The sequence below is a fragment of the Geodermatophilus sp. TF02-6 genome, assembly GCF_003319115.1.
Classification (GTDB): domain Bacteria; phylum Actinomycetota; class Actinomycetes; order Mycobacteriales; family Geodermatophilaceae; genus Geodermatophilus.
Map to the genome: position 1 here is coordinate 14,833 of NZ_QOHF01000020.1, position 25,935 is coordinate 40,767.

20 protein-coding genes and 1 riboswitch are annotated in these 25,935 nt (G+C 75.1%); of the genes, 14 read left to right on the plus strand and 6 right to left on the minus strand.

The window, feature by feature from the left end:
- Positions 1-5: 5 nt before the first annotated feature.
- Both DQ238_RS17075 and DQ238_RS17080 read right to left on the minus strand, forming a co-directional pair.
- The gene (locus DQ238_RS17075; protein ID WP_113782466.1) at positions 6-1,412 is read right to left on the minus strand and encodes a DUF1116 domain-containing protein; all 1,407 of its coding nucleotides are present in this window, start codon (positions 1,410-1,412) and stop codon (positions 6-8) included.
- Positions 1,413-1,470: 58 nt separating this feature from the next.
- Positions 1,471-2,976, minus strand: coding sequence for an FdrA family protein (locus DQ238_RS17080; RefSeq protein WP_233496050.1), 1,506 nt, complete (start codon positions 2,974-2,976; stop codon positions 1,471-1,473).
- A 174-nt stretch (positions 2,977-3,150) separates the two neighbouring features.
- On the opposite strand from DQ238_RS17080, the gene DQ238_RS17085 reads away from it, so the two are divergent.
- From DQ238_RS17085 to DQ238_RS17110, 6 genes are all read left to right on the plus strand, one after another.
- Positions 3,151-4,644: a uracil-xanthine permease family protein gene (locus tag DQ238_RS17085; RefSeq protein ID WP_113782468.1), complete on the plus strand. Its 1,494-nt coding sequence runs from the start codon at positions 3,151-3,153 to the stop codon at positions 4,642-4,644.
- 328 nt (positions 4,645-4,972) lie between these two features.
- The gene (locus DQ238_RS17090; RefSeq protein ID WP_113782469.1) at positions 4,973-5,848 is read left to right on the plus strand and encodes a xanthine dehydrogenase family protein subunit M; all 876 of its coding nucleotides are present in this window, start codon (positions 4,973-4,975) and stop codon (positions 5,846-5,848) included.
- Positions 5,845-6,363, plus strand: coding sequence for a (2Fe-2S)-binding protein (locus DQ238_RS17095; protein WP_113782470.1), 519 nt, complete (start codon positions 5,845-5,847; stop codon positions 6,361-6,363). Before DQ238_RS17090 ends, DQ238_RS17095 begins: the two co-directional genes overlap by 4 nt.
- 94 nt (positions 6,364-6,457) lie before the next feature.
- Positions 6,458-8,875: an aerobic carbon-monoxide dehydrogenase large subunit gene (gene cutA / locus DQ238_RS17100; RefSeq protein ID WP_113782471.1), complete on the plus strand. Its 2,418-nt coding sequence runs from the start codon at positions 6,458-6,460 to the stop codon at positions 8,873-8,875.
- Positions 8,872-9,582, plus strand: a complete 711-nt coding sequence (locus tag DQ238_RS17105; RefSeq protein ID WP_113782472.1) for a carbon monoxide dehydrogenase subunit G — start codon at positions 8,872-8,874, stop codon at positions 9,580-9,582. The genes cutA and DQ238_RS17105 overlap by 4 nt, the downstream gene beginning before the upstream one ends.
- 427 nt (positions 9,583-10,009) lie before the next feature.
- Positions 10,010-10,164: riboswitch (cyclic di-AMP (ydaO/yuaA leader) on the plus strand.
- Between the two features lie 259 nt (positions 10,165-10,423).
- A complete protein-coding gene (locus DQ238_RS17110; RefSeq protein ID WP_113782473.1) occupies positions 10,424-10,990 on the plus strand; it encodes a transglycosylase SLT domain-containing protein in 567 nt (188 codons plus the stop codon).
- 292 nt (positions 10,991-11,282) lie between these two features.
- Here DQ238_RS17110 and DQ238_RS17115 read toward each other — a convergent pair whose 3' ends face one another.
- Positions 11,283-12,272, minus strand: coding sequence for an LLM class flavin-dependent oxidoreductase (locus DQ238_RS17115; protein WP_113782474.1), 990 nt, complete (start codon positions 12,270-12,272; stop codon positions 11,283-11,285).
- Between the two features lie 243 nt (positions 12,273-12,515).
- On the opposite strand from DQ238_RS17115, the gene DQ238_RS17125 reads away from it, so the two are divergent.
- Positions 12,516-12,950, plus strand: coding sequence for a DUF1707 domain-containing protein (locus DQ238_RS17125; RefSeq protein WP_158550818.1), 435 nt, complete (start codon positions 12,516-12,518; stop codon positions 12,948-12,950).
- Positions 12,951-12,954: 4 nt separating this feature from the next.
- On the opposite strand, the gene DQ238_RS17130 is transcribed toward DQ238_RS17125, so the two are convergent.
- Complete coding sequence (locus DQ238_RS17130) at positions 12,955-13,821, minus strand: GGDEF domain-containing protein (RefSeq protein WP_113782475.1); 867 nt, start codon at positions 13,819-13,821, stop codon at positions 12,955-12,957.
- A 198-nt stretch (positions 13,822-14,019) separates the two neighbouring features.
- Here DQ238_RS17130 and DQ238_RS17135 point away from each other — a divergent pair, with 198 nt between their 5' ends.
- Positions 14,020-15,120: a winged helix DNA-binding domain-containing protein gene (locus DQ238_RS17135; protein WP_113782476.1), complete on the plus strand. Its 1,101-nt coding sequence runs from the start codon at positions 14,020-14,022 to the stop codon at positions 15,118-15,120.
- 61 nt (positions 15,121-15,181) lie between these two features.
- Positions 15,182-15,355 carry a hypothetical protein gene (locus tag DQ238_RS22890; protein ID WP_158550820.1) on the plus strand — a complete coding sequence of 58 codons (174 nt, stop codon included), beginning with the start codon at positions 15,182-15,184 and terminating at the stop codon, positions 15,353-15,355.
- A gap of 58 nt (positions 15,356-15,413) precedes the next feature.
- Here DQ238_RS22890 and DQ238_RS17140 read toward each other — a convergent pair whose 3' ends face one another.
- Complete coding sequence (locus tag DQ238_RS17140; protein ID WP_113782477.1) at positions 15,414-17,651, minus strand: bifunctional diguanylate cyclase/phosphodiesterase; 2,238 nt, start codon at positions 17,649-17,651, stop codon at positions 15,414-15,416.
- Complete coding sequence (locus DQ238_RS17145) at positions 17,648-18,454, minus strand: SAM-dependent methyltransferase (RefSeq protein WP_113782478.1); 807 nt, start codon at positions 18,452-18,454, stop codon at positions 17,648-17,650. The genes DQ238_RS17140 and DQ238_RS17145 overlap by 4 nt, the downstream gene beginning before the upstream one ends.
- 138 nt (positions 18,455-18,592) lie before the next feature.
- Here DQ238_RS17145 and DQ238_RS17150 point away from each other — a divergent pair, with 138 nt between their 5' ends.
- From DQ238_RS17150 to DQ238_RS17170, 5 genes are all read left to right on the plus strand, one after another.
- Positions 18,593-20,671, plus strand: a complete 2,079-nt coding sequence (locus DQ238_RS17150; RefSeq protein ID WP_113782479.1) for a hydantoinase/oxoprolinase family protein — start codon at positions 18,593-18,595, stop codon at positions 20,669-20,671.
- Positions 20,668-22,596 carry a hydantoinase B/oxoprolinase family protein gene (locus DQ238_RS17155; RefSeq protein WP_113782480.1) on the plus strand — a complete coding sequence of 643 codons (1,929 nt, stop codon included), beginning with the start codon at positions 20,668-20,670 and terminating at the stop codon, positions 22,594-22,596. The genes DQ238_RS17150 and DQ238_RS17155 overlap by 4 nt, the downstream gene beginning before the upstream one ends.
- Positions 22,597-22,795: 199 nt before the next feature.
- Positions 22,796-23,998: a hypothetical protein gene (locus DQ238_RS17160; RefSeq protein ID WP_113782481.1), complete on the plus strand. Its 1,203-nt coding sequence runs from the start codon at positions 22,796-22,798 to the stop codon at positions 23,996-23,998.
- A gap of 49 nt (positions 23,999-24,047) precedes the next feature.
- Positions 24,048-25,280, plus strand: coding sequence for a histidine kinase (locus tag DQ238_RS17165; protein WP_147263103.1), 1,233 nt, complete (start codon positions 24,048-24,050; stop codon positions 25,278-25,280).
- On the plus strand, positions 25,277-25,924 hold the full coding sequence (locus DQ238_RS17170) for a response regulator transcription factor (protein WP_113782529.1): 648 nt from the start codon (positions 25,277-25,279) through the stop codon (positions 25,922-25,924). The genes DQ238_RS17165 and DQ238_RS17170 overlap by 4 nt, the downstream gene beginning before the upstream one ends.
- Positions 25,925-25,935: the final 11 nt, after the last annotated feature.

The window sequence follows — 25,935 nt, forward strand, 5'->3', positions numbered from 1 at the left end:
CTCTCTCAGGCCGCGGTGCGGGACTCCTCGGCCAGCGCCGCCAGGGCCTGCGCGAAGCACTGCTGCGGCGGCTGGACCAGCCCGGCGCCGACCTGGCCGGTGCCGGCGACGCGCCCGGCCATGCCGGTGTTGATCTGCGGCAGCCAGCCAGTGCGCGCCACCGCCAGGACGTCGATCCCGGTGGGCGCCCCGCGGAAGCCGAGGATCGGCACCTGCATCGCCGGGTTCTCGGCCAGGGTGAGCTGGTACATGCGCTCGGTGGTGGCCAGCGCGTCGGGCACGGTGCCGCCGACGAACCGGACGATCGCCGGGGCCGCGGCCATGGTGAACCCGCCGACGCCGTAGGTCTCCATGATCGCGGAGTCGCCGATGTCGGGGTTGGCGTCCTCGGGGCCGTAGTCGCCGAGGAACAGGCCGACCGGGGTGTTCGCCGGGCCGGTGAACCAGCGGTCGCCGGTGCCCGCGGTCTGGATGCCGAACTCCGTCCCGTTGCGGGACATCACCGTGACCATCGTCGAGCCGGGCACGGCGCGGGCGGAGTCCATCGCGAGCTTCGCCGTCGGCATGCCGAGGTTGAGGAAGAAGTGCTCGTTGCCGCCGATGAAGCGCAGCACCGCCGCGACGTCCTTCGCGGGCGCATCGACCTCGACGATGGCCGGGGAGAGCTCGCGCAGCGTCATGAGGGAGCCGGCGCGGTTGCGGTTGTGCCCCTCGTCGCCCATCTGCAGCATCTGCGCCAGTGCGGCCTTCACATCCCAGGGGTCGTCGGTCATCGACCGGACCGCCTCGGCGAGCACCGGGCCGAGCACGTCGCGCATCCAGGCCAGCCGGGTGAGCACCTCTTCGCTGTAGGCGCCCATCCGCAGCACCTTGCCCAGGCCCTCGTTGAGGTTGCAGAAGGCCCGCCCGCCGGAGACCGGGTCCTCCAGGCACCACACCCACATCGACGGGCTGGTGACGCCGGCCATCGGGCCGACCGCCCGGTGGTGGTGGCACGGGTCGAGGGCGATCCCGCCGGAGGCGAGCAGCTGCTCGGCCTCCTCGACGGTCGCCGCCCAGCCCTCGAACAGGGAGGCGCCGATCAGCGCACCGCGCAGCGGACCGCTCGCGTCGGCCCACGCGATCGGCGGGCCGGCGTGCAGCAGGATGCGGTCGGGCAGGTCGAGCACCTCGCGGGCCGGCCGGACGTCGACCAGCCGCGAGCCGGCGGCCATCACCCGTTCCACCGCGGTGCGGTTGGCGGCGGCCCGGCGCGCGTCGAGCGCGAGCGCCGCGAGGTCGGCCGGGTCGCCGAAGCCGGGCGGGCGCCAGTCGACGTCGTGCACGTCGGCCCCCTGGGCGCGCAGCGCGTCGGAGAAGACGTCGACGCCGGCGGCGACGATGGACGGCGGGGCGGAGAGCAGGTCTCTCATCGCGCGGCTCCCAGCAGGTCGAGGGCGTGCCGCGTGGCCGCGGCTTTGGAGGAAGAGGTCATGACACCGCTCCCAACAGGTCGAGCGCATGCCGGGTGGCCTGGGCGTTGGAGGCGAAGACCACAGCACCGGCGGCGGCGAGGGCGTCGGCCTGCCGGCCCCAGCCCTGCGGGTCGGCCTCGGTGCCGATCAGCGCGACGACCACGGGCAGCGGGGTCTCCGCGGCCTCGCGGGCGGCGGTGAGCGCCGGGACGAGGGCGGCAGCCGGGTCGGGGTCGGCCCCGTGGCCGAGGACGACGTCCATGAGCAGGACCGCCGGCTCCCCGCTGGCGGCGACCCCGGCGAGGGCCTCGAGCCGCAACGTCGGGTCGATCATCGGGTGCGCCCGGCCGGCGGTGAGCGCGTCGTCACCGAAGTCGATCACCACGGAGCCGCGGGCGGACAGGTCCGTCCCGAGGTCGAGCTCCGGCCGCAGCGGGGTGTTGGAGCGGATGTCGCCGAGCACGGGGGCGGCGAGGAGCATCGCCTCGTCGGCGAGGGTGCCGCCGGAGTAGAGGCCCTTGAGGACGGCGCCGGGCCCGGCGGCGGTGCCGTCGCCGCGGCGGGACGGCCACTGCGGCACCTCGGCGCCCAGGTCGGCGAGCAGCGCCTCGACGGCGGCGGTGAGGTCGGGGGTCTCGGCGCTCAGCGCGGCCGAGCGCACGGGGACCGACAGCCCGTCGGCGGCACGGCGCACCGCCTCGGCGACCGAGGGCGCCGGCGGCTTGGACACCAGCAGCACCCGCTCGGTGGCCGGGTCGGCGTCCAACGCGGCGAGCGCGTCCAGCGTGGCCAGCCCGCCGACGGCCTCGGACAGGTCGCGGCCGCCGACACCGAGCACGTGCGAGACGCCGACGCCGGCCATGTCCAGCAGGCAGGAGACCTGCTGCGCGCCGGTGCCGGACGCGGCGACCAGGCCGACCGGGCCGCGGCGCACCACGTTGGCGAAGCCGAGGGCGACACCCGAGACGATCGCCGTCCCGCAGTCGGGGCCCATGACGAGGACGCCGGCGTCGTGCGCGGCGCGCTTGAGCGCGACCTCGTGCTCGACCGGGACGCCGTCGGAGAACACCAGCACGCTGCGGCCGGCGGCGATCGCGTCGGCGGCCTCGGCGACGGCGTACTGCCCGGGGACGCTCACGATCGCCAGCGCCGGGCCGTCGGTGGCCAGCGCGTCGAGGCCGGCGCCGATCGTCCGCGCGGGGATCGCCTGGGCCGGGCCGGTGCTGCGCTCGCGGGCGGCCAGCGCGGCGTCGACGGCGGCGACCGCCTCGGCCAGGACGTCGTCGTCCGTGGCCGCGATGGCGACCAGCAGCTGGTCGGGCGCGGGGTCGCCGTCGGGCGCCAGGCCCATGCCGGCGGCCAGCTCCAGGTTGAGCGGCGTGGCCATCGCGACGAGGACGGCGGAGACCCCGTCGCGGGCCCCGACGTCCCGGCTCACCTGCATCAACTTCACCGAGTCGGCGTAGACGCCCCCGCGCAGGGAGACGTGCCGGGCACCGGTCGTGGAGGGTGGGGCGGTCACCTGCCCGACCGTACCGGGGAACTGTCTCAGCGGTAAGAGACTGCCGACGGGACGATTTAGCGCTGAGGTACTTCCGCAGCTCCCGGGCGCGTGACACATTGGCGCCGCTCCGGCTCGGCAACGTGCGTTGACGCCGAGCCGACCAGGTCTGAGGTGCACGTCGAGGAGGCACTCATGGCGTTCGGTTGGAAGCTCTACGGGGACGGCAAGACCCCGCCGTTGGGCGAGGCCGTCGCGCCCGACGAGCGCTTGTCGTGGCCGCGCACCATCGGCATCGGCGCCCAGCACGTGGTCGCCATGTTCGGGGCGACGTTCGTCTTCCCGATCGTCATGGGGCTCGACCCCAACCTGGCGATCATGATGAGCGGGATCGCGACGATCATCTTCCTGCTCATCGTCAACGGGAAGATCCCGAGCTACCTGGGGACCAGCGCCTCCTTCGTCGGGGGCGTCACGGCCATCCGGGCGCAGGGCGGGGACTCGGGCGACGTCGTCGGCTCGATCCTCATCTCCGGCGCCGTCCTGGCCGTCGTCGGGCTGATCATCCACGTCGCGGGCGCCACGGTCGTGCACCGCGTCCTGCCGCCGGCCGTGACCGGCGCGGTGGTCATGCTGATCGGCTTCAACCTGGCCCCGGTGGTCGCCACCATCTACTGGCCCCAGGACCAGTGGGTGGCACTGCTGACGATGGCGTTCGTGATCGTCTGCTCGCTGGTGCTGCGCGGCTTCTGGGCGCGCATCTCGATCCTGCTCGGCCTGGTCTTCGGCTACCTCCTGTCCTGGGTCCTCGACCAGACGGCCGGTCAGATCACCTCGGTGCTCCCGACCAGTGACGGTGTGGCGGTCCCGCACTTCCGCACCGACTTCAGCGGCGTCGAGAGCGCCCCGTGGATCGGCCTGCCGGACCTCACCGCGCCCTCCTTCTCAGTCAACTTCGCGCTGCTGGTGCTCCCGGCCGTGATCGCCCTGATCGCGGAGAACGCCGGGCACGTCAAGGCGGTCAGCGAGATGACCAAGCGCGACCTCGACCCGATGCTGGGCCGGGCGGTCTTCGCCGACGGCGTCGGCACCATGGTGGCCACCTCGGTCGGCGGCTCCCCCACCACCACCTACGCCGAGAACATCGGCGTCATGGCCGCCACCCGCGTGTACTCGACGGCGGCGTACTACGTGGCGGCGCTCGTGGCGATCCTGCTGGGCCTGTGCCCGAAGTTCGGCGCCCTGGTCGCGGCCACGCCGGGCGGGGTGCTCGGCGGCATCACCGTCGTCCTCTACGGGATGATCGGGCTGCTCGGCGCCAAGATCTGGAAGGAGAACCGGGTCGACTTCGCCAACCCGATCAACCTGGTGCCGCTGGCCGCGGGCATCATCATCGCGATCGGGGACGTCGCCCTGGTGTTCACCGACACCTTCTCGCTCTCGGGCATCGCGCTCGGCACCATCGTCGCGGTCGTGGGCTGGCACGTCGCCCGCGTCCTGGCGCCGGCCGACATGCGGCAGGCCCTGCGCAACGAGGCCGGCTACTACGGCGGCACCGGGCCGGCGCTCGGCGAGCACGGCGCCCGCGAGTTCGGGTACGAGTCGGCCGACCCGTCGTCGGTCGACCAGATCGGGCGCCCGGGTGCCACCGGCTCCGACACCCCTGGCGAGGGCCGGCGCACCACGTGACACCGGCCGGGCCACCACCGCGTGGTGGCCCGGCAGCACCGCGGAGGAGGGGCCCCGCCACCGGGTGGCGGGGCCCCTTCCCGCTGTTCGGGCCCGGTGCGGACGAGCACCCGGTGGAGCGGAGAGTTTTAGCGCTGAGGTACTTCCGCCTCCGACCGTCCCGTGACACGCTGACGCCTCGCCGGTGCGGACGACGCGCGTCGACCAGCACCCTCGAACCGGCCGACCCGGCGCTCCCGGGAGTCGGCGGTGTGTGCGGCAAGGAGGCACTCGTGGCGTTGCGTCGGAAGCTCCGCCGGGACGGCGGCACCCCGGGGCTCGGCGACCGGTGAAGCCCGCACCGTTCCGCTACGCCGACCCGCGCTCCCTGGCCGAGGCCCTCGAGGTCCTCGCCACGGAGGAGGGCGCCAAGGTCCTCGCCGGCGGCCAGTCGCTGCTCCCGCTGCTCTCGATGCGGCTCGCCGCGCCGGCCACGCTGGTCGACATCAACCGGGTGCCCGGCCTCGACCGCATCGAGGCCACCGGGGACGGCGTGCGGGTGGGGGCCCTGGTCCGGCACGTCCGGCTCCTCGAGGACGTCGTCGCCGCCCGGGTGCAGCCGCTGCTGGCCCGGGCGACGGCGAACGTCGCCCACCCGGCCATCCGGAACCGGGGGACGACGGTCGGCTCGATCGCGCACGCCGACCCTTCCGGCGAGATGACCTCCGTCCTCGCCCTCACCGGCGGCTCGGTGGAGGTCGCGACGCCCGCCGGCGTGGCGACCGTGGGCTGGGAGGACCTCTTCGTCGGCCCGCTGGAGACCAGCCTCCACGGGCCGGCCGTCGTGACGGCCGCCTCCTTCCCCGCGCTGCCCGACCGTTCGGGGACCGCCTTCGCCGAGATCGCCCGCCGCAAGGGGGACTACGCGGTCTGCGGCGCGGGCGTCGTCGTCACCCTCGACGCCGACCGCCGGGTCGAGCGGGTCCGCGCCGCCTACGTGTCCGTCGGGCTGGTGCCCGCGGTGCACGACCTCACCGACGCCGTCGCCGGGCAGCCGGTCGAGAAGGCCGACTGGGCCGCCGCCGGCGCGCTGGCCCGCACCCTCGTCGACCCGGACGGCGACCTGCACGCCAGCGCGGACTACCGCCGTCTGCTCGTCGGCGTCCTGACCGAACGCACCCTGGCGCGGGCAGCCGCCGAAGCAGCCGAGAGGACAGGTGCATGACCGTCCCCGTGGACACCGAGCGCACGATCACGATCACCGTCAACGGCGTCCCCCGCCGGGCCACCGTGCCGGTGCGCCGGCTGCTGTCGGACGCGCTGCGCCACGACCTCGGGCTGACCGGCACCCACGTCGGCTGCGAGCACGGGGTGTGCGGCGCCTGCACCGTCGTGGTGGACGGCGCCGCGGTGCGGTCCTGCCTCGTGCTCGCCGTCCAGGCCGACGGCGCGGCCGTGGAGACCGTCGAGGGGCTGGCCCGCGAGGACTCCGGGGGCGGCCAGGTGCTGCACCCGGTCCAGGAGGCCTTCCGCGAGTGCCACGCGCTGCAGTGCGGTTTCTGCACCCCGGGCTTCCTCATGACCATCACGGCGGGCCTGGAGGCACGGGATCCGTCGGCCGAGCTCACCGAGGAGGAGGTCGACGAGCTGGTCGGCGGCAACCTGTGCCGGTGCACCGGCTACGCGAATATCAGGAAGGCCGTGCACGACGCGGCCGCCGCGATGCGGGACGGCGCCTGATGCCCGCGACCGCCCTGGGCATGGGAAGCCATACCTGCGTCCTGGGCCCGGAAACGCACGTATTGCTTCCCATGCCCGGTGAAGGGGGACGGCGGTGACCACCAAGCTGTTCGGCGAGCCGGTGCGCCGGCGCGAGGACGCCCGGCTGATCACCGGGCGGGGCCGCTACCTCGACGACATCGGCTCCGACGCGCTGGCCGCCGCCTTCGTGCGCAGTCCGCACGCGCACGCCCGCGTCGTCGACGTCGACGTGGACGCCGCCCTCGACGTCGAGGGCCTGGTCGCCGTCTACACCTACGAGGACCTTCCCGGCCCGCTGGCCGAGCCGCTGCCGGTGCTCATCCCGCACCCGCAGCTGCACGCACCGCGCACCGGGTACCCGCTGGCCAACGGCGAGGTCAACCACGTCGGCGAGCCGGTGGTGATGGTGGTCGCCACCGACCGGTACGTCGCCGAGGACGCCGCCGAGCGGATCGTCGTCACCTACGAGGAGCTGCCCGTCGTCGTCGGGGTGGACGCCGCCCGCGAGGCAGTGCATGCCGTCCACGCCGACGTCCCGGACAACGTCGCCGCGCGGCACCACCAGGAGACCGGGGACGCCGACGCCGCGCTGGCCGCCTCCCCGCACACGCTCTCCTTCACCCAGTACATCGAGCGCAGCGCCTGCATGCCGATGGAGGGCAAGGGCGTGCACGCGCGGTGGGACGCCGGCGACCGGAGCCTGCGGGTGCACACCAGCACCCAGGCCTCGACGTCGGTGCGCGCGGCGATCGCGGCGAAGCTGCAGCTCTCCCTGGACCAGGTCGAGGTGGTCGCGCCGGACGTCGGCGGCGGCTTCGGCGTGAAGATCGTGCACCCGTGGCCGGAGGAGCTGCTGGTGCCGATGGCGGCCATCGCGCTCGGCCGCGAGGTGAAGTGGGCCGAGGACCGCCGCGAGCACTTCATCTCCTCGGCGCACGAGCGCCAGCAGCGGCAGGAGATCACCGTCGGGTACGACGACGACGGCCGGGTCACCGCGCTCGACGTCCACGTCTGGCACGACAACGGCGCCTACACGCCCTACGGGATCATCGTGCCGATCGTGACCGCGACCCAGCTGGTCGGCCCGTACGTCATCCCCGTGTACCGGGTGATCGTGGAGAGCGTCTACACCAACACGGTCATCGTGACGCCGTACCGGGGCGCCGGGCGGCCGCAGGGCTGCTTCGCGATGGAGCGGACGATGGACCGCATCGCCGACGCGCTCGGCCTGGACCGGGCCGTCGTCCGCGAGCGCAACCTCATCCGGCCCGAGCAGTTCCCCTACGACCACCGGCTGACGTTCCAGGACGGGCGCCCGGTGATCTACGACTCCGGCGACTACCCCGGCCTGCTGGACAAGCTGCGCGCCCTGGTCGGCTGGGAGTCGGCCGAGGAGCTGCGGGCGGACGCCGAGGCCCGCGGGAAGCTGCTCGGCGTCGGGATGGCGCTCTACGTCGAGGGCACCGGCCCCGGCCCCTACGAGGGCGGGCACGTGCAGGTGCTCGGCAGCGGCAAGGTGTTGGTGTCGACCGGGCTGACCAGCCAGGGCCAGGGCCACGAGACGGTGTTCGCCCAGATCGTGGCGAGCGAGCTCGGGGTGCCGATCGAGGACGTCGAGGTCACCACCGGCGACACCCGCCGGTTCGGCTACGCCGTGGGCACGTTCGCCTCGCGGGCGGCGGTGATGAGCGGCAACGCGGTCGCGCTGGCCGCGCGGGGGGTGAGGGAGAAGGCGCTGCGGATCGCCGCCGACGTCCTGGAGGCCGACCCGGGCGACCTGGAGATCGACGAGGGCGTCGTCTCCGTCCGCGGCACCCCCGGGGCCGCCATCCCGCTGCGCACGGTCGCCGTCCTGTCCAACCCGCTGCGCTACGCGTTCGACGAGGCCGCCAAGCAGGCCACCCAGTTCGCGCGGTCTGCCTCGGACGACAAGCCGCCGGTCGCCCCCGGCGACGCCCCGGGGCTGGAGCACCGCGACTACTACTCGCCGATCCGCTCGACGTTCGCCTCGGGCGCGCACGCGGCGGTGGTGGAGATCGACCCGGCCACCTGGGAGATCGACGTCGTCAAGTACGCGGTGGTGCACGACTGCGGCAACGTGGTGAACCCGATGATCGTCGAGGGCCAGGTGCACGGCGGCGTCGCGCAGGGGGTCGGCGGCGCGCTGTACGAGCGGATGGCCTACGACGCCGACGGGCAGCTGCAGAACGCCTCGTTCATGGACTTCCTCATGCCCTACGCCTCGGAGGTCCCCGACGTGGTGATCGACCACCAGGAGACGCCGTCCCCGCTGAACCCGCTGGGCATCAAGGGCGCCGGCGAGGCGGGCGTCATCCCCGGGACGGCGGCGATCGCCTCGGCGATCGAGGACGCCACCGGGCGGCGGATCGCGGCGATGCCCATCTCCCCCACCCAGCTGTACGACCTGGTGCGCGACGGGTCCTCGGAGACGACCGCGGCGTGGCGCCGCAGGACAGGAGTGGACGCATGAACCTCGACGGCTCTGCGGTGCTGCACGCCGACCCCGATCGCGTGTGGAGCGTGATCACGGACCCGGCGGTGCTGGCGCGGACCATCCCCGGCTGCGGGTCGCTGCGCCTGGTCGGCCCGGACGAGTACGCGATGGACGTCTCGGTCGGGGTCGGCGCGATCCGCGGGACGTACGCCGGCGAGGTGCGGCTGACCGACCAGAACCGGCCGAAGTCCTACGTCATGCACGCCTCCGGGGCCGGTGCGCCGGGCAACGCGCGGGCGACGGTCACCATCGGGCTGGAGCCGGCCGACGCCGGGACGACGACGCTGACCTACTCGGCCGACGCGGTGATCGGCGGCCCGGTCGCCGGCGTGGGCCAGCGGATGATCACCGGCGTGGCCAAGCGGATGGCCGGGCAGTTCTTCTCCGCGATCGACGCCGAGCTGACCGGCGCGGCCGCCGTCGCCGCTCCGGCCGCGCCCGCCGAGCCCCGCCCGTCGGCGGCCGCGGTCAGCGACACCGGGGTCACCGCGGGGGTCACCGCGGGGGTCACCGCGCCGGCCGCTGCCCAGGCGCCTGCGCCGTCCGTGGGGCAGGTGTTCACCCGGCCGGCCCCGGCGGCGGCGCCGTCCGACGTCCGGACCCTCGCCCTCGGCGCGGCCGGCGGCGCGGGGTTGACCCTGCTCGGCGTCCTGGTCGGCTGGCTGCTCGGCCGCCGCAGGTAGGCATCACCTCTCGGGACGTCGGGGCGCCCCAGCTGTTCGTGCCGACCGCGGACCCGTCCGGCCGCCGCGAGATGGCCCGGGAGGTAGGTGTTCACCCGGGGCACACACACCGGCCAGGCGTTCCCCCCCGGAGCCGACGCCGGGACCCGTCACCGCGGCCGACCTCGACACGCCGCACGACACGCCCGGCGTCGTCGTGATCACCAGCGGAGCACCGAGAACCCGTGCTCCGCTGCCGACCGGTGCCGTCGCCCGTGGTCAACGGGGTGGCGCCGGTCGGTCGTGAGGTCCCCGGAGCGGCCGTGTGCCCGGCGCTGCGCAACCACGGATCCGCACGAATTCGGTTCGGATGATTGTCACGTTCCGGTAACGAGCCCTACGGTGTTCGCGTCCGGCCGGGCGTCACGTCCCCAACCCGGGGATCTCGCGCCGGATGCCGCCGAGTCGCACCCGCACCATGCGAGCCGGGGACCCACCCGTAGTACCGGGGTGAGTCCCGCTCCCGGAGCACACCCGGGAGCGGGTAGGGCACTCCCAGCCCGAACCCGTCAGCTGACCCGGTAGGCGGCCGAGGGAGAACGGAGAGATCCCGACCGGGGCTCGAGCCCCCGTCCGTGCAGGCCTGGGACCGTCGCGCTCCCGCCTGCCCGTCCGCCAGGACCAGCCGCACCGCACCCTGCCGTCACCGAACGGCTCCGAGCCGAGCCCTCCGGGTCCGGCGGGTGCGCCGTGTCCGGCTGGTGGTCGCTGCCGCCCGAAACCGGGTCGCAGCGCAGCCCGTACGAGCCGGCGCCGTCGTGGGTGACGCGCGCCCGGCGACCGCACCCTGAGGAGTTCCTCCATGCACGACACCGTCCAGCACGCCCCTGTCGTCGCCACCCCCGCCGACGACACCGCTGCGCCACGCCGCCGCACCCTGCGCCTGGTGACCACGGTGGGCGCCCTCGCCCTGGCCTTCACCTTCGCCGGGCAGTCGGCCGCACAGGCCGCGCCCGGGCACTGGGGTGGACACGGCCGGCCCGGCGCGGCCGCACCCGCACCCGCGCCGGCACCTGCACCTGCGCCGGCCCCAGCGCCGGCTCCGGCCCCAGCTCCGGCGCCGGCTCCCGCGGCAACGGGCGTGCAGGCGTACAAGGACTACGCGAAGGGCAAGGTCGGCGACGCCACCCAGTTCTCCTGCCTGGACAAGCTGTGGCAGGCCGAGAGCGGCTGGAACCCGAACGCGCAGAACCCGACCAGCACCGCATACGGCATCGCCCAGTTCCTCGACTCGACCTGGGCCAGCACCGGCATCGCCAAGACGTCGGACCCGTACAAGCAGATCGACGCCGGCCTGATCTACATCGAGAACCGGTACGGCAGCCCCTGCGCGGCCTGGAGCTTCCACCAGGCCAACAACTGGTACTGATGGTCTGATCCGGGCACGCCGAGGGCCCTCCCGCGACAGGAGAGGGCCCTCGGCGACCCCTCCCGGGTCCCGCCGCGAGCCTGGTGACGTACTGGAACGGCCACCCTCGCAGGTGAAAGGACCCCGTCCCCCTCACCCTCGCCGGCTCGGTAGAAGGACCCCCTCCTCCCCACCCCTCGCACGCTGGCCTCGCCCGGAGGCTCAGCCCGAGCTCGCGAGGGTTGAGAGGGGGGAGGTCCTGCTACCTGCAGGGGCCGAGGACGGGGCCGTGGGGGGCAGGGGGGTCCTTGCTTCAGACAGCCACGGTCTGCATCGCCTCGGCGGTGAGCTCGACCGACCGCAGCCGGCCCTCCACGCCGGGGAACTGGTGGGCGACGATCAGCTCGTCGGCGTCGGCCTGCTCCGCGAAGCCCGCCAGGTACTCGCGCACCTCGGCCGGGGTGCCGACGGCGGTGTGGGTGAGCATCGTGTCGACGTGCCGGCCGGCGCCGCCGTCGAGCAGCAGCTGCGCCTCGTCGTCCGACATCGACCGGCCGCGGCCGAACAGGCCGACGGCGAGGGTCCGGCGGACGGCGGCGAACGCCTCCTCCGCCGCGGAGCGGGTGTCGGCCGCGACCACGTTCACCCCGGCGATGACGTACGGGGCATCGAGCTGCGCCGAGGGCTTGAACTCCCGCCGGTAGGCCTCCACGGCCGGCTCGAGCATCGCCGGGGCGAAGTGCGAGGCGAACGCGTAGGGCAGGCCCAGCGCGGCGGCCAGCGTCGCCCCGAACATCGACGAGCCGAGCACGTACAGCGGCACGTTCGAGCCCTTGCCGGGGATGGCGTCGACGCCGGGCACGCGGCTCTCGCCGGCCAGGTAGGCCTGCAGCTCGAGCACGTCCTGCGGGAAGCGGTCGGCCGAGCGCGGATCGCGGCGCAGCGCGTACATGGTGTTCTGGTCAGAGCCCGGCGCGCGGCCCAGGCCGAGGTCGATGCGGCCGGGGTACATCGCCTCGAGGGTGCCGAACTGCTCGGCGATGGTCAGCGGCGAGTGGTTGGGCAGCATGACGCCCCCGGCGCCGAGCCGGATGGACGACGTCCGCGCGCCGACGTGCGCGATCAGCACGCTCGTCGCCGACGAGGCGATGCGCGGCATGTTGTGGTGCTCGGCGTACCAGACCCGTCGGTAGCCGGTCTCCTCCGCGCGCCGGGCGAGCGCGACGCTCGCGGCGATGCTGTCGGCCGCGGTCGTCCCCTTGGCGATCGGCGCGAGGTCGAGGATGGACAGCGGGATGCTCATGACCACGGGCAACCAGCGTGGCGGCTGCGGCCTTCCCGGGACTGCGCACGGGCCGCGCACTCATCGACGCCCGCGGGTCAGCCGGGGGAGGAGGGCGACCCCCGCTCGGCCAGCGCCTCCCGCAGCCTGGCCACGGCCCGCGGACCGACCCCGTGCAGCGCGCTGACCTGCGCTTCGGTCATCCGGGCGAGGCCGCGCAGGTCGGTGGCGCCCGCCGGTCCCCAGCGGTGCCACGATCGGACCGTGACCGATCCCGTGCACCCCGACGAGCTGCGCGTCTCCGACCCCGAGCGGGCGACCACCCAGGAGCGGCTGCGCCGCGCCGTCGCGGCGGGACAGCTGGACCTGCACGAGTTCGACGCCCGGGTGCAGTCGGCCTGGGCCGCCCGGACCCGCGGCGAGCTGGCCCGGGTGACCCGCGACCTGCCCGAGCCGCCACCTCCCCCGCCGGCGCCCCCGCCCCCGGGCCGGGTGTTCTCCCGCGACGCCGGCGGGACGACGATGCGCGTGCTGACGATCGTCTGGGCCAGCGTCGTGGCGGTCAACCTGGTGGTGTGGGGCCTGGTGTCGGTGACCACCGGCGACGTCGTGTACCCGTGGTGGGTCTGGGTGGCCGGCCCGCCCGGCGCCGTCCTCGCCGTCCTCTACGCGGCGGGCATCGGCCGTCCGCGCCGGTGACCGGCTACTCGGCGCGCGCCCGGCGCCGGCGGTGGTGGGTCTTGGCGCCGTACATGGCGCGGTCGGCGCGGGCGATGAGGTCGTCGGCGGCCTCCCCGGGGTGCCCGAACGCCACGCCGACGCTGACCCCGACCGACAGCGGGCCGCAGGGGCCGTCGAACGGTGCGGACACCGCGTCGGCGACCTGGCCGCACAGCGCATCGACCCGGTCGGTGGCGTGCCCCGGGCAGAGGACGACGAACTCGTCGCCGCCGAAGCGGGCGACCACCTCCTCCGGCCCGAGCAGGTCGCGCAGCCGCGCGGCGACCGCGGCCAGCAGCCGGTCGCCGACCGCGTGCCCGTGGACGTCGTTGACCGTCTTGAAGTCGTCCAGGTCGCAGAAGAGCATCGTGCAGCCGGCGCCCTCGGCCGGGTCGAGGTGCTGGCGGAGGGCGTCGAACAGCGCCCCGCGGTGCGGGATGCCGGTCAACCGGTCGGTGGCGGCCTGCTCGTGCAGCCGGGCCTCGCGCCGCCTGCGGTCGGTGACGTCGAGGCCCACGCAGGCGATCGCGTAGGGTCGGCCGCAGGCGTCGCGCAGCACGTCGTTGTGCATCGAGATCGTCCGCCGTCCGCCGTCGACGGTCAGCCAGTCGCCCTCCTGCGGCCAGGCCCGGCCGGTGGCCATCGCCCGGTGCACGGCGTCCCGGGCCAGCTCCCGGTGCTCGGGGACGACCCAGACCTCCCAGAACAGCCGCCCGAGGAGCTCGTCGGCCGACCGCCCGGTGAACTGCTGCAGCGCCGGGTTGGCCAGCAGGATCCGCCCGTCGGCGGCGACGACACAGAGCAGGACCCCGGTGGCGGCGACGAACGCCTCCGACAGGTGCGCGTCCACTCAGCCGCCCCCAGGGGCGCACCGCCGTCGCCGGGCCGGCGCGCGGTCGACGACGTCCCCGGCGACGCACTCCTCGGCCATGGGCCCTCCTCCCGTGACGGCGCCTCGCGGCCCTGCCGTCGGGGCGATGAGACCACGGTCACCCCGGCGCGACAACGGCAGGTCCGGTCGGTCACCCCGGGCGGCTACGGTCGGCCCGTGGCACGGACCCTGACCCGCCGGCAGGTGCTCGACCTGCGGGTGCACGCCCAGCAGCTGGACCGGGCGGCGGGCCCGCTCGCCGACACCGCCGTGCTCGACCTGGGGGTGCAGGACACCGGTCCGGACGGCGGGCTGTGGGCGCTGGCGGTGCGCGGCGTCGACGTCGCCGCCCTGGACGGCGGCGAGCTGGTCACCGTCTGGACCGTCCGCGGCGCCCCGCACCTGTACCGCCGGGCCGATCTGCCCGCGGTCGCGGCGGCCACCGCACCGTTCTCCGACGCCGACGCGGGCAAGCGCATCTTCGACGCGAGCAAGCCGCTGAGGGCCGCGGGCATCGGCAACCTCGAGGCGCTGGACGCCGTCGCCGCGGCTCTGCGCGAGGTGGTCACCACTCCCATGGTCAAGGGAGCCGTCTCCGGCCGGCTGGCCGAGCTCATGCCGCCGCCCTACCTGCGCCACTGCCGGCCCTGCGCCGCCACGCACTTGTACGAGATGCCGTTCCGGCTGGCGGCCCTGCGCGCCGGTCTGGAGCTGGAGCCGGGCACCTCACCGCCGGTGCTGCGGCCGGTCCCGGGGCTGGCGCCGACCGAGGGGGTGCCGCCGCGGCTCGACGTCGTCCGCGGCCACCTGCGGCTGCTCGGCCCGGCGACGCCCCAGCAGGTGGCCGGGTACCTCGACGCGCCGGTCGCGGAGGTGCGAGCCCGGTGGCCGGAGGACACCGTCGAGGTGGCGGTGGACGGCGAGCGCCGCTGGCTGCTGGCCGAGGACGCCGACCGGCTCGGCGACGTGCCCGCCGCGGCGGGCGTGCGGCTGCTCGGCCCCTTCGACCTGTTCCTGCAGGCCCGCGACCGGGAGCTGCTGGTGCCGCGGCGGGAGCGGGCCAAGGAGCTGTGGCCGGTGCTCGGCCGGCCCGGCGCGGTGCTCGCCGACGGCGAGGTCGCGGGCAGCTGGCGGCCCCGGGCGTCCGGCCGCTCGCTGAGCGTCGTCGTCCGGCTGTGGCGCGAGCCGGCGGCGGCGCTGCGGACGGCGGTCACCGCCGAGGCCGAACGGCTCGCCGCCTTCCGGCACGTCCGGCTCAGGGACGTCGAAGTCGGCTGACCCCGGTGCGGCACCGAGCGCGCCGGGGCACGCAATCCCCACCCACCCCGAGGAGAACGCCATGACCGGCCCCGATGACGCCTTCCTGGCGCCCGACGACGCGCTGCGGGACGTCGACGAGGACGTCGACGCCGGGACGGACGACGACGAGGACGTCGACCTCGACGAGATCGACGCCGAGGCGGACGCGGCGTCGGGGATGGGCCCGCCTGTCGGGGACGACACGCCCGAGTAGCCGCCGCGACGGCACGTCCTCCCGCCCGGCCCGCGGGTGAACGGGAACGGCCGGAGGTTCAGCCGGAACGGGTGGGCGCCTCGTCCAGCGCCGTCGGCGCGGTCGGGCGCGGCGCCCGGCGCGAGCCCCCCGGTCGAGGCTCCAGGCCCAGGAGACGGCCGGTCTCGTCACGGTCGGCGGGAGCGCCCAGGTGGGTCCCCTGCCCCGCGTCGCAGCCGATCGCGACGAGGTGGTCGACCTGCGCCCGGGTCTCGATGCCCTCGGCGGTGACGGTGAGCTCCAGGAGGTGCGCCAGGGACACCACGGAGGCCACCAGCTGGGAGTCGACGGGGTCGACGTCGGTGCCGCTGCGCAGTCCGCGCAGGAACGACCCGTCGAGCTTGAGCTCGTCCAGGGGCAGCCGACGCAGGTAGGTGAGGTTCGACCAGCCGGTGCCGAAGTCGTCGATGGCCAGGCGGACGCCCATCTCCGACAGGGCGTCGAGGGTCGACCCGGTGAGCAGGTCGGTGCCGATCACCGCGCTCTCGGTGATCTCCAGCTGCAGCTGCCGCGGGTGCAGCCCGCTGTCGCGCAGCGCCACCCGGACGTCGTCGACCAGGCCCTCGTCCCGCAGCTGCTGGGTGGCCAGGTTCACGCTGACGAACGGACCCCCCGGGCAGGCGCCGAACCAGGCGAACGCCTGCCGGCAGGCCACCTGGAGCACGTGCCGCCCCAACGGCACGATGAGCCCGGACTGCTCGGCGAGGCCGACGAAGCTCTCCGGGCCGAGCAGCCCCAGGTTCGGGTGCTGCCAGCGGACCAACGCCTCGATCCCGTGCAGCGCACCGTCCGAGAGGCGGCGCAGCGGCTGGTAGTGCAGCACGAACTCCCCCCGGGAGATGGCCCCGGGCAGGGCCGAGGACAGGGAGTAGCGGGTGAGGTCGCGGGCGTTGCGCTCGTCCTCGAACAGCGCCCAGCGGCTCTTGCCGTCGGCCTTGGCCCAGTAGAGCGTGATGTCCGCGGCACGCAGCAGCTCGGCCGGGTCGATGCCGGCGATCGGCCGCTCGACGATGCCGATGCTCGCGGTGACCGCGACCTGCACCGAGCCCAGGGGGACCGGCTCTGCCACGGCGGCGAGGACGTCCTCGGCGAGGGCGATCAACTGGTCGGGGCCGCTGCAGTCCGACACGAGCACCACGAACTCGTCCCCACCGAGACGGGCGACCTCGTGGCCGGAGCTGGCGACCACGGCGTCCAGGCGCCGGGCGACCGCCACCAGGAGCCGGTCACCGACCTCGTGGCCGAGGGTGTCGTTGACCGCCTTGAACCCGTCGAGGTCGAGGAAGCACAGGCCCGCGCGGGCTCCGGGTGCGGCTCGCCGGAACACGTCGTCCAGGTGGTCGAGGAACACCTTGCGGTTGGCCAGGCCGGTCAACGAGTCGTGGGTGGCGTCGTGCTCGAGCTGGCGCCGCAGCCGGCGCAGCGAGGTGACGTCGTGGATCACCGCCAGCTGGTAGCGCGGCCGCCCGTGCTCGTCGCGCAGCAGGGACACCGTGAGGTCGGTCCACACCGACTCGCCGGTCGACCGCAGGAACTGCTTCTCCAGCCGGAAGTGGTCGCGCTCGCCGCGGACCAGCTCGCCGTAGAGCCGCCACACCTGCTCCAGGTCGGCCGGGTGCATGAACTCGCGCACCTCACGGCGGCGGAACTCCTCGGCCGGGTGGCCCAGCATCGCCTCGAGCGCCGGGTTGACCTCGAGGATGCGCCCGTCGACGTCCCCGATCCCGATCCCGACCGGGGCTCCCTCGAAGACCGCCCGGAACCGCTCCTCGCTGACGTGCAGCGCCTGCTCGGCCTGCTCCCGGGCCTCGGCGGCCGCCCGCAGGATCTCCTCCTGCTCGCGCAGTGCGCGCTCCTGCAGCGCCGCGCTGAAGCCGGCCGCGACGGCCGCGACGACGCGGTGCCAGCGCTGCCGCGCACCCGCCTCCCCCGCCCCGTCCTCCTCCGCGGACCCTCCACCCGGCGGGCCGTCGAGCAGCACGGCGAGGGTCCGGGACAGCGTGGGAGGGCTGGTGAAGTGCGCGTCGACCAGGGCGGCTCCCACCTCGGCGCCCACGGCCGCAGCGGTCTGTACACCGCGCAGCCGCGCCGCTGCCACCAGTCGGCGCAGCAGCCCCGACAGCAGCTGCTCCACCTCGGGCCGGGGGAGCGACACGTAGCTCGTGCCGGCGACGGCCTCCGCCCATCTCGACGCCAGCTCGAGGAGCGCCCCCGACCGCTCCTCGGCGTCCCGCTCGTCCTGCGCGGATGCGGTCACCGCCGGCGGCCCACCCCGGCGAAGCCGGTCATCCGCTCGGGCCGGTCTCCCGCGGACGAGGGGTCCTCCGGGCGCCACAGGGGCAACCACACCAGGCCCGGCTCGACGAGGTCGAACCCGTCGAAGAAGCGGGCGATCTCCGCACGGCTGCGCATGGTCATCGGGGTGGGGGTGCGGCGGTAGAGCTCCTGGTGGGACTCCGCGGAGTCCGGACGGCCCTCGGCGCTGGCGTGCGAGATCGCCAGGTGGCTGCCGGGGGCCAGCCGGTCGCGGATCGTGGCCACCGCCCGCGCGGGGTCGTCCTCGTCGCGGACGAAGTGCAGCACCGCCACCATGAGGACCGCCACCGGCCGGTCCAGGTCGATCGTCGCCCGCACCCGAGAGTCCTCGAGGACGGCCTCGGGCTCCCGCAGGTCGCCGTGCACCACGGCCGTGCGCTCGTCACCGGCCAGGATCGCCCGGCTGTGGGCCACCGCCACCGGGTCGTTGTCGACGTACACGACCCGGGCGTCCGGACTGGCCTGCTGGGCGACCTCGTGGACGTTGCCCACGGTCGGGATGCCGGACCCGATGTCGAGGAACTGGGTGATCCCCTGTCCGGCGAGGTGACGCACCGCGCGCCGCAGGAAGGCCCGGTTGCTCTGCATGATCGCGGGCAGGTCCGGCCACAGCGAGATGGCCTCACGGGCCATGGAACGGTCCACCTCGAGGTTGTGCGAACCGCCGAGGTAGAAGTCGTACACCCGCGCCGCACTCGGTCGGCTCAGGTCGACCTCCGACGGAGCCCAGCTCGGTCGGTCCACGAGTCCCCCACTCCTCGGATGCGACCTCCCGAGGGTCCCACGACCTCGGCGCGGCCGTCACCGTGCGGCGACCGCCCCTGCCCGGAGCGGCGGAGGCTGTCCTTCCCGCGCCGATCTCTCACCGCTAAGGTATCGGTCATGAGTGCGCCGCCCCGCCGGGTCCGGATCGGCATCGACACCGGGGGGACGTTCACCGACGTCGTCGCGGTGGACGAGGAGACCGGCCGCACCACGACGACCAAGACGCCGTCCACCCCGGCCGACCCCGCCGAGGGCTTCCTCGCCGGCGTCGGCAAGGTGCTGGACCTGATGGGCCTGCCCGGGACCGCGGTCACCGCGGTCAGCCACGGGACGACGGTGGCCACCAACCACCTGCTCGAGGGCGAGCTCGACCGGATCGGCTTCGTCACCACCGAGGGCTATGAGTCGGTGCTGGAGATCGCCCGCCAGTCGGTGCCCGACGGCTACGGCAACAGCTACTTCTGGGTCAAGCCGCCGCGGATCGTCCCGGCCGACCTGGTCCGCACGGTGCGCGGCCGGCTCGACTCCCGCGGCGAGGAGGTGCGCCCGTTCGACGAGGACGACGCGCGCGCCGCCGCCCGGTTCTTCCGGGACGCCGGCATCGGCACGATCGGCGTCTGCTTCCTGCACTCCTACGCCGACGACGCGCACGAGCGGCGCATGCTCGAGGTGATCCACGAGGAGCACCCGGACGCGGTCGTGTCGCTGTCCAGCGAGGTGCTGCGGGAGTACCGCGAGTACGAGCGGTCGGTGACCACGCTGGTCGACGCCGCGGTGAAGCCCAAGGTCGCCGCGTACGTCACCAACATCCGCACCCGGCTGGACGAGATCGCGCCGGGCGTGCCGTTCTACGTGATGAAGAGCAACGGCGGCGTGCTGTCGGCGGCCGAGGTGGTGCACCAGCCGATCACCACGGTGCTCTCCGGCCCGGCCGCCGGCGCCCTGGGCGCGGCGCTGATCGCGGGTGCGGCCGGCTTCGACCGGGTGCTCACCTGCGACGGCGGGGGTACCTCCACCGACGTCACCGTGGTCGTCGACGGGGAGCCGACACTGACCACCGAGGGCTCGGTCGGCGACCACCCGTCGAAGATCCCGATGATCGACGTGGTCACCGTGGGCGCGGGCGGCGGCTCCATCGCCTGGCTCTCCCCCGAGGGCACGCTCAAGGTGGGCCCGAGGTCGGCCGGCGCCGACCCCGGCCCGATGTGCTACCCGGACGGCGGCGACTCCCCGACCGTCACCGACGCGCACGTCGTCCTCGGCCGGATCCCGCCGCACCTGCTGGGCGGGGAGATCCCGCTGTCGGTGGACGCCGCCGCCAAGGGGCTGGCCGCGCTCGGTGGGGAGCTCGACCTGTCGCTGGAGCGGACCGCCACCGGGATCCTGGAGATCTCCGCGTGGAACCAGGCCAACGCGCTGCGCCAGGTCACCGTCGCCCGCGGGCTCGACGTCCGCGACTTCACCCTGACGACGTTCGGCGGCTCGGGCTCGCTGCTGGCCTGCCGGCTGATGGACATCCTCGGCCTGCCCCGCACCCTGGTGCCGTCGAACCCGGGCAACGTCAGCGCGTTCGGCCTGCTCACCGTCGACGTCCGCAACGACCACGTCCAGACCGCGATCCAGCGGCACGCCGACCTCGACCTCGACCGGGTGCGCGCGGTGTACGCCGACCTCGAGACCCGCGCGCGGACCGCCCTGGACGGCGAGGGCTTCGACCGGGCCGACCAGCGCCTGCAGCGCACCGCCGACCTGCGCTACGTGGGCCAGGCCTTCGAGGTGCGCGTGCCGGTCCCCGACGGCCAACTCGACGCCGAGGGCAGTGACACAGTTGCCCAGGCCTTCCACGCCGCCCACCGCCAGCTCTACGGCTACGACTTCGCCGACGACCCGCGCCAGGCCGTGGAGTGGGTGAACCTGCGGGTCAGCGGGATCGGCCCGATCCGCCGTCCGGACCTGGTGGAGCCGGAGCCGCGGGACGGCGGGGTCGAGCGGGCCGTCACGGGCTCCCGCCGGGTGTTCTTCGACGGCTGGGTGGAAACCCCGACCTACGACCGGCCGCGCCTCGCACCCGGGGACGTCGTCCGCGGCCCGGCGATCGTCGAGGAGTTCGGCTCCACCGTGCCGGTGCACCCCGGCTTCGTCGCCACCGTCGACACCCACGGCAACCTGCTGCTGACCAAGGAGACCCCGCGATGACCGGCGGACCGAACGGCCGAAGTGGCCACAATGGCCGTAACGGGGCGCTCACGGACGGCACGGTCGAGGCCGATCCCGTCCTCGTCGAGATCGTCGCCGGCACGCTCGCGGCGATCGAGAAGGAGGTCGAGACCTCCATCGGGCGCACCTCGCGCTCGCCGATGATCCGCGACGCGCACGACTTCCGGGCCGGCATCCACGACCGCGAGCTGCGCAAGCTCACCGGCCGCTCGTACTCGGCGCTGGTGCACCCGGTCGTCCGCGACCACCCGGTTCGGACCATGAACCCCGGCGACGTCTTCTTCCACAACGACGTCTACCTCTCCGAGGGCGGCATCGGCCACCTGCCCGACCTGTGCGTGACCGTCCCGGTCTTCGCGCACGTGGACGGCCTCGCCGGTCCGGAGGAACGGGTCGTCGCCTTCATCCAGGCGTTCGGCCACCACGACGACATCGGCGGCGCGGTGCCCGGGTCGATGCCGAGCGCGGCTACCAGCGTGTACGAGGAGGGCCTGATGGTCCCCCCGATCAAGCTGTGGGACCGCGGCGTGCCCAACGCGGCGGCGCTGGCGATCATGACCCGCAACTCGCGGATGCCCGACTCCCTGGCCGCCGACCTCGACGCCGAGTGCTCCGCCTGCCTGGCCGGCGCCCGGCGGCTCGGCGAGCTGTTCGACCGATACGGGGTCGAGGCCGTGGAATCAGCCTTCGACGCGATCCTGGCCAACTCCACCGAGGTCTACCGGCGGGAGATCCTCTCCCAGATCCCCGACGGCACCTACGTCTGGGAGGACTACGCCGAGCACGACGGCGTGGAGGAGCCGCAGCTGCACCGGCAGCGGATCACGCTGACGATGAGGTCGGGGCACGAGACCCCGCTCGTCATCGACTTCACCGGCACCGGCCCGCAGGCCAAGGGACCGATCAACCACTGCGGCGACTACGCCGACGGCAACTTCCTCAAGAAGTGGCTGGCGCCGATCCTGCGCAACCTGGCCGAGACGCCCGAGCGCATGGCCGAGCTCGACGTCAACGAGGGCGTCGTGCCGCTGATCGAGATGCGGTTCCCGGAGAAGGGCACCCTGCTCACGCCGGTCTTCCCGGCGCCGACCAACGCCCGGACGTTCGTCATCCTGCGGCTGCTCGGCGTCCTCGCCGGGGTGCTGGCCAAGGCGACCGGCGGCCGGATGCCGGCCGACCAGGAGACGATCCGCTACACCGGCGTCTACGGCACCGACTTCGACGGCGAGCCGTACCTGATGCGCGAGGTGCTCGGCGGCGGCTCGGGCGGGCGGTACTACGCCGACGGCGAGGACACCATCCACGTCGTCCCCGACTCGCGGAACCTGCCGACGGAGTTCACCGAGGGGCGCTTCCCGCTGCGGGTGGAGCGGCTGGGGCTGGCGGTGGACTCGGGAGGCCCGGGGCGGTACCGGGGTGGCTGCGGCTACGAGAAGCACATCCGGGTGCTGCGCGACGCGCACTTCATGTCGATCGCCGACCGCTCGATCCTGTCCTGCTGGGGGGTCAACGGCGGTCGCGCCGGCCGCCCGTTCCAGATCACCGTCGACCCGGGCGGCCCGGACGAGCACGACGTCGACGCGCTCGCCGACGCCGAGCCGCTGGCGGCCGGCACCGTCGTCCGCATCCGGACGACGGGCGGCGGCGGCTGGGGTGATCCGTTGGAGCGGCCGGTCTGCGAGGTGCTGCGCGACATCGCCTGGCGCAAGGTGTCGGTCGACGGCGCCCGGGAGGACTACGGCGTCGCGGTGCGGGACGACGGCACGGCCGACGAGGCCGCGACGGAGGAGCTGCGCGCGGCGATGCGGGCCGACCGCACCGGCGACGAGCCGTTCTTCGACCGCGGGCCCGGCTACGCGCGGCTCTCCGGCGGCGCGGCGTTCAACGAGTTCGACGTCCTGTAGCGGAAGGACCCCGTCCTCCTCACCCCTCGCTCCGCTCGGGCGAGCCTCGGGACGGGGCCGACCCGGGACGGGGCGCCGCGTCCCTCCCCCCGTGCGGCGGACGCGGCTCCCCCGCGCGGGGGAGCCGGTGCGCGGGCGTCGTCCCGAGGCTGGGGAGCGGATCCGGGCCCGGCCCGGACCGTCCCCCGGGGAGTCGATCGTGACCGACCTGCACCGCCACCCCGCACCTGCGCGCACCGGCCGGAACCGACCGGTCGTCCTGCTCGACCGCACCCTCCTGGCGGCCGCCGCCTGGAGCGGCCTGCACGTCCTGGTCGCGCTGCGCTGGCTGCTCGACCCGGACAGCTGGCCGTGGAACGGCGGGGGCGACTTCGGGCTGCTGCCCCTGCTGCCGCCCCGCGTCGGGAGCGCGGCGGTGCTGGCCGCGGCCGGCGCCGGCCTCCTCCTCGCCCTCACCGCCCGGCAGCGCGGCCCCTCGACCGGCCTGGTGGTGGCGACCGCCGCCGAGGCGGCGCTGCTGGCCGCGCTCTCGGCCGACATCGGCGCCCTGGTCCTGCTCGGTTACCTCTGCGCGATCGTCGGCCCCGCGGCGTTCCTGGCGGCGTTCACCGCCGGCGCCGTCCACGACCGGCGGCGACGGCCCTGGCTGCTCGCGGTCCTCGCGCTGGGCGCCGTCGGCCTGGCGTCCGGCGTCCTGCGGCCGACGACCGTCGGCGAGCTGGCGAGGGACCTGGTCGCGGGCTTCGCCGACCGGGGTCTGCCGCCCGCCCACCTGGCCCTGCTGCTGGCCGGTGCCGGCCTGTGGGCCGCGGTCGCGGTCCTGCTGCGGCGGGCCACGACCGGGCGGTGCGGCGTCTGCGGTCGCCCGGCTGCCCGGTGGACCGAGCCGGACGCGGCGCTGCGGTGGGGCCGGGTCGCCACCTGGATCGCCGCGGCCGGCCCCCTGCCCTACGCCCTCGTGCGGATGACCTGGCTGACCCCCTGGGAGCTGGGCGTGCCGCAGGGTGAGGACGTCGACGCGTCGATGCGGCTGTTCGGGCTGGCGCTGGGCGCCGCGGCCCTCGGCGGTGCGGTGCTGACTGCGGGGCTCGTGCGGCCGTGGGGCGAGACCTGGCCCGGGTGGGTGCCCGGGCTGCGTGGGCGTCCGGTCCCGCTGCGGGTACCCGTGGTCGCCGGCGGCCTCGTCGCCGTCGCGCTGCTGGCCGCCAGCCCCGGCCTGCTGGCGCACGGGATCGGCGGGCTGCTCTCCGGCGACCGGACGGCCGCAGCGTTCCTGGTGGTGTTCCCGACCCTGCCCTGGGGGCTGGCGCTGGCAGCGGCCGTCGCGGGCTACGCCTACCGGCGGCGCGGCGCCTGCGCCGTCTGCGGCCGCGGCGCTCCGGCCGTGTCGGTCCGCCGGTGACGCCGCGCGGAGGAGCTCTGCGGGGCCGTCCCTCCGGGAGGATGGCACGGTGACGAGGACGGCGGCCCCGGTGCTGCGGCGGTCGCTGCACCGGTGGGTCTACCTGCTCCCGGGCGGGGCGATCGGGCTGGCCGTCGGCGTGGTCCTGGCCTGGCCGGTGCAGGCCCTCGCCTCTGCCGGGCTCCCCGCGGTGGCCGTCGTCCCGCTGGCCCTGCTCCTGCTGGCCGCTCCGGTGGCGGTCGTCGGCAGCCTGGCGGAGGTCCGGGCGGTCGAGGGGGTCGCCGTCGCAGCGCTGCTGACCGGGCGGGAGCGGGACCGGCCGGCCCCCTCCACCACCTGGCGGCAACGCGGACGCACCGCCGTCCTGCTGGTGCTGCACGTGGCGGCCGGCACGGTCGCCGGGACGCTGCTGGTCGTCGGGCTGCCCAGCGGAGTGCTGCTGCTCGCCGATCCCGCCACGGCGGCGGACCTGCTGCAGGCGCCGGTCCCCGAGGACGCGGTGGTGCGCTTGCCCCTGGCCGTGGGGGTCCTGCTGGCCGCCGTGGTCGGCGGCGAGCTGCTCGGCCGCGGGCTGGCCGTCCTCGCTCCCCGGCTACTGGCCGGGCCGACGGCCGAACGCCTGGCCGCGGCCGAGGCGTCGGTCTCGCTGCTGGCCGGTCGCGACCGGCTGGCCCGCGAGCTGCACGACAGCGTGGGCTCCGCGCTGAGCCTGGCCAGCGTGCAGGCCGGTGCCGCCCGCCGGCTGCTCGCCCGCGACGCGGCCGGCGCCGAGCGGGCGATCCGGGCGACCGAGGACGCCGCCCGCCGGGCCCTCGTGGACCTCGACCACGTGCTCGGCCTGCTGCGCGAGGACGAGGGCACCCCGGCGGGCGTGGCGCCGACCCCCGACCTCCGCGACCTCCCCGCGCTGGTCGCCACCGCCCGCGCGGCCGGCGTCGACGTGGCGGTGCACGTCGCCGGCGAGCTGGGCGCCCTGCCGGCGGTGGTCTCGCGGGAGGCCTACCGGATCGTGCAGGAGAGCCTGACCAACGTGCTGCGCCACGCCCCGGGCGCCTCCTGCCGGTTGACGGTGGACGCCACGGGCGAGGAGCTCGACCTGCGCGTCGCCAACGTCCGGACGGGCGTGGTCGGCGACGCCGCCGGAGGCGGCGGTCGGGGACTGCTCGGGGTGCGGGAGCGGGTCCGTGACCTGCGCGGCTCCCTGCACGACGGCCCCGACGAGGACGGCCGGTGGCTGCTCGCCGTGCGGCTGCCGGTCCACGCGTGGGGGAGCGCCCGGTGACCATCCGGGTCGCTCTGGTCGACGACGAGCCCCTGATCCGCAGCGGGCTGGCCGCCGTCGTCGGCAGCGAGCCGGACCTGCAGGTGGTCGGGGAGGCCGGCGACGGGGCCGAGGTGCTCGACCTGGTGGGCCGCACCGCGCCCGATGTCGTCCTCATGGACGTCCGGATGCCCCGGCTGGACGGGATCGCCGCCACGCGCGCCCTCGTCCGTGCCCGGTCGGCCGCGCGGGTCCTCGTGCTGACCACGTTCGCCAACGACGACTACGTCGTGGAGGCCCTCGCGGTCGGCGCTGCCGGCTTCCTGCTCAAGCGCTCGACCCCGGAGGAGGTGCTGCACGGGATCAGGACCGTGGCCAGGGGCGAGTCGCTGCTGTTCCCGGAGGCGGTGCGGGAGCTCGCGCGCCGGCACGTCCGCAGCGGAGCGCCGGTCGTCGCCCCCGGGCTGGCGCGGCTCACCGCGCGGGAGGAGGAGGTGCTGCGGTTGATGGCGACCGGCCTGAGCAACGGCGAGATCGCCGCCGAGCTCGTCATCGGGGTGGAGACGGTGCGCAGCCACGTCGCCGCCGTCCTGGCCAAGATCGGCGCTCGCGACCGCACGCAGGCGGTCGTGCTGGCCTACCGCTCCGGCTTCGTGACCGGGTGAGCACCCGGCCG

Coding starts and splice junctions, on each gene's coding strand:
- DQ238_RS17075 (WP_113782466.1), bottom strand. CDS start 1,412: ATGAGAGACCTGCTCTCCGCCCCGCCGTCCATCGTCGCCGCCGGCGTC.
- DQ238_RS17085 (WP_113782468.1), top strand. CDS start 3,151: ATGGCGTTCGGTTGGAAGCTCTACGGGGACGGCAAGACCCCGCCGTTG.
- DQ238_RS17095 (WP_113782470.1), top strand. CDS start 5,845: ATGACCGTCCCCGTGGACACCGAGCGCACGATCACGATCACCGTCAAC.
- DQ238_RS17105 (WP_113782472.1), top strand. CDS start 8,872: ATGAACCTCGACGGCTCTGCGGTGCTGCACGCCGACCCCGATCGCGTG.
- DQ238_RS17110 (WP_113782473.1), top strand. CDS start 10,424: ATGCACGACACCGTCCAGCACGCCCCTGTCGTCGCCACCCCCGCCGAC.
- DQ238_RS17115 (WP_113782474.1), bottom strand. CDS start 12,272: ATGAGCATCCCGCTGTCCATCCTCGACCTCGCGCCGATCGCCAAGGGG.
- DQ238_RS22890 (WP_158550820.1), top strand. CDS start 15,182: ATGACCGGCCCCGATGACGCCTTCCTGGCGCCCGACGACGCGCTGCGG.
- DQ238_RS17150 (WP_113782479.1), top strand. CDS start 18,593: ATGAGTGCGCCGCCCCGCCGGGTCCGGATCGGCATCGACACCGGGGGG.
- DQ238_RS17155 (WP_113782480.1), top strand. CDS start 20,668: ATGACCGGCGGACCGAACGGCCGAAGTGGCCACAATGGCCGTAACGGG.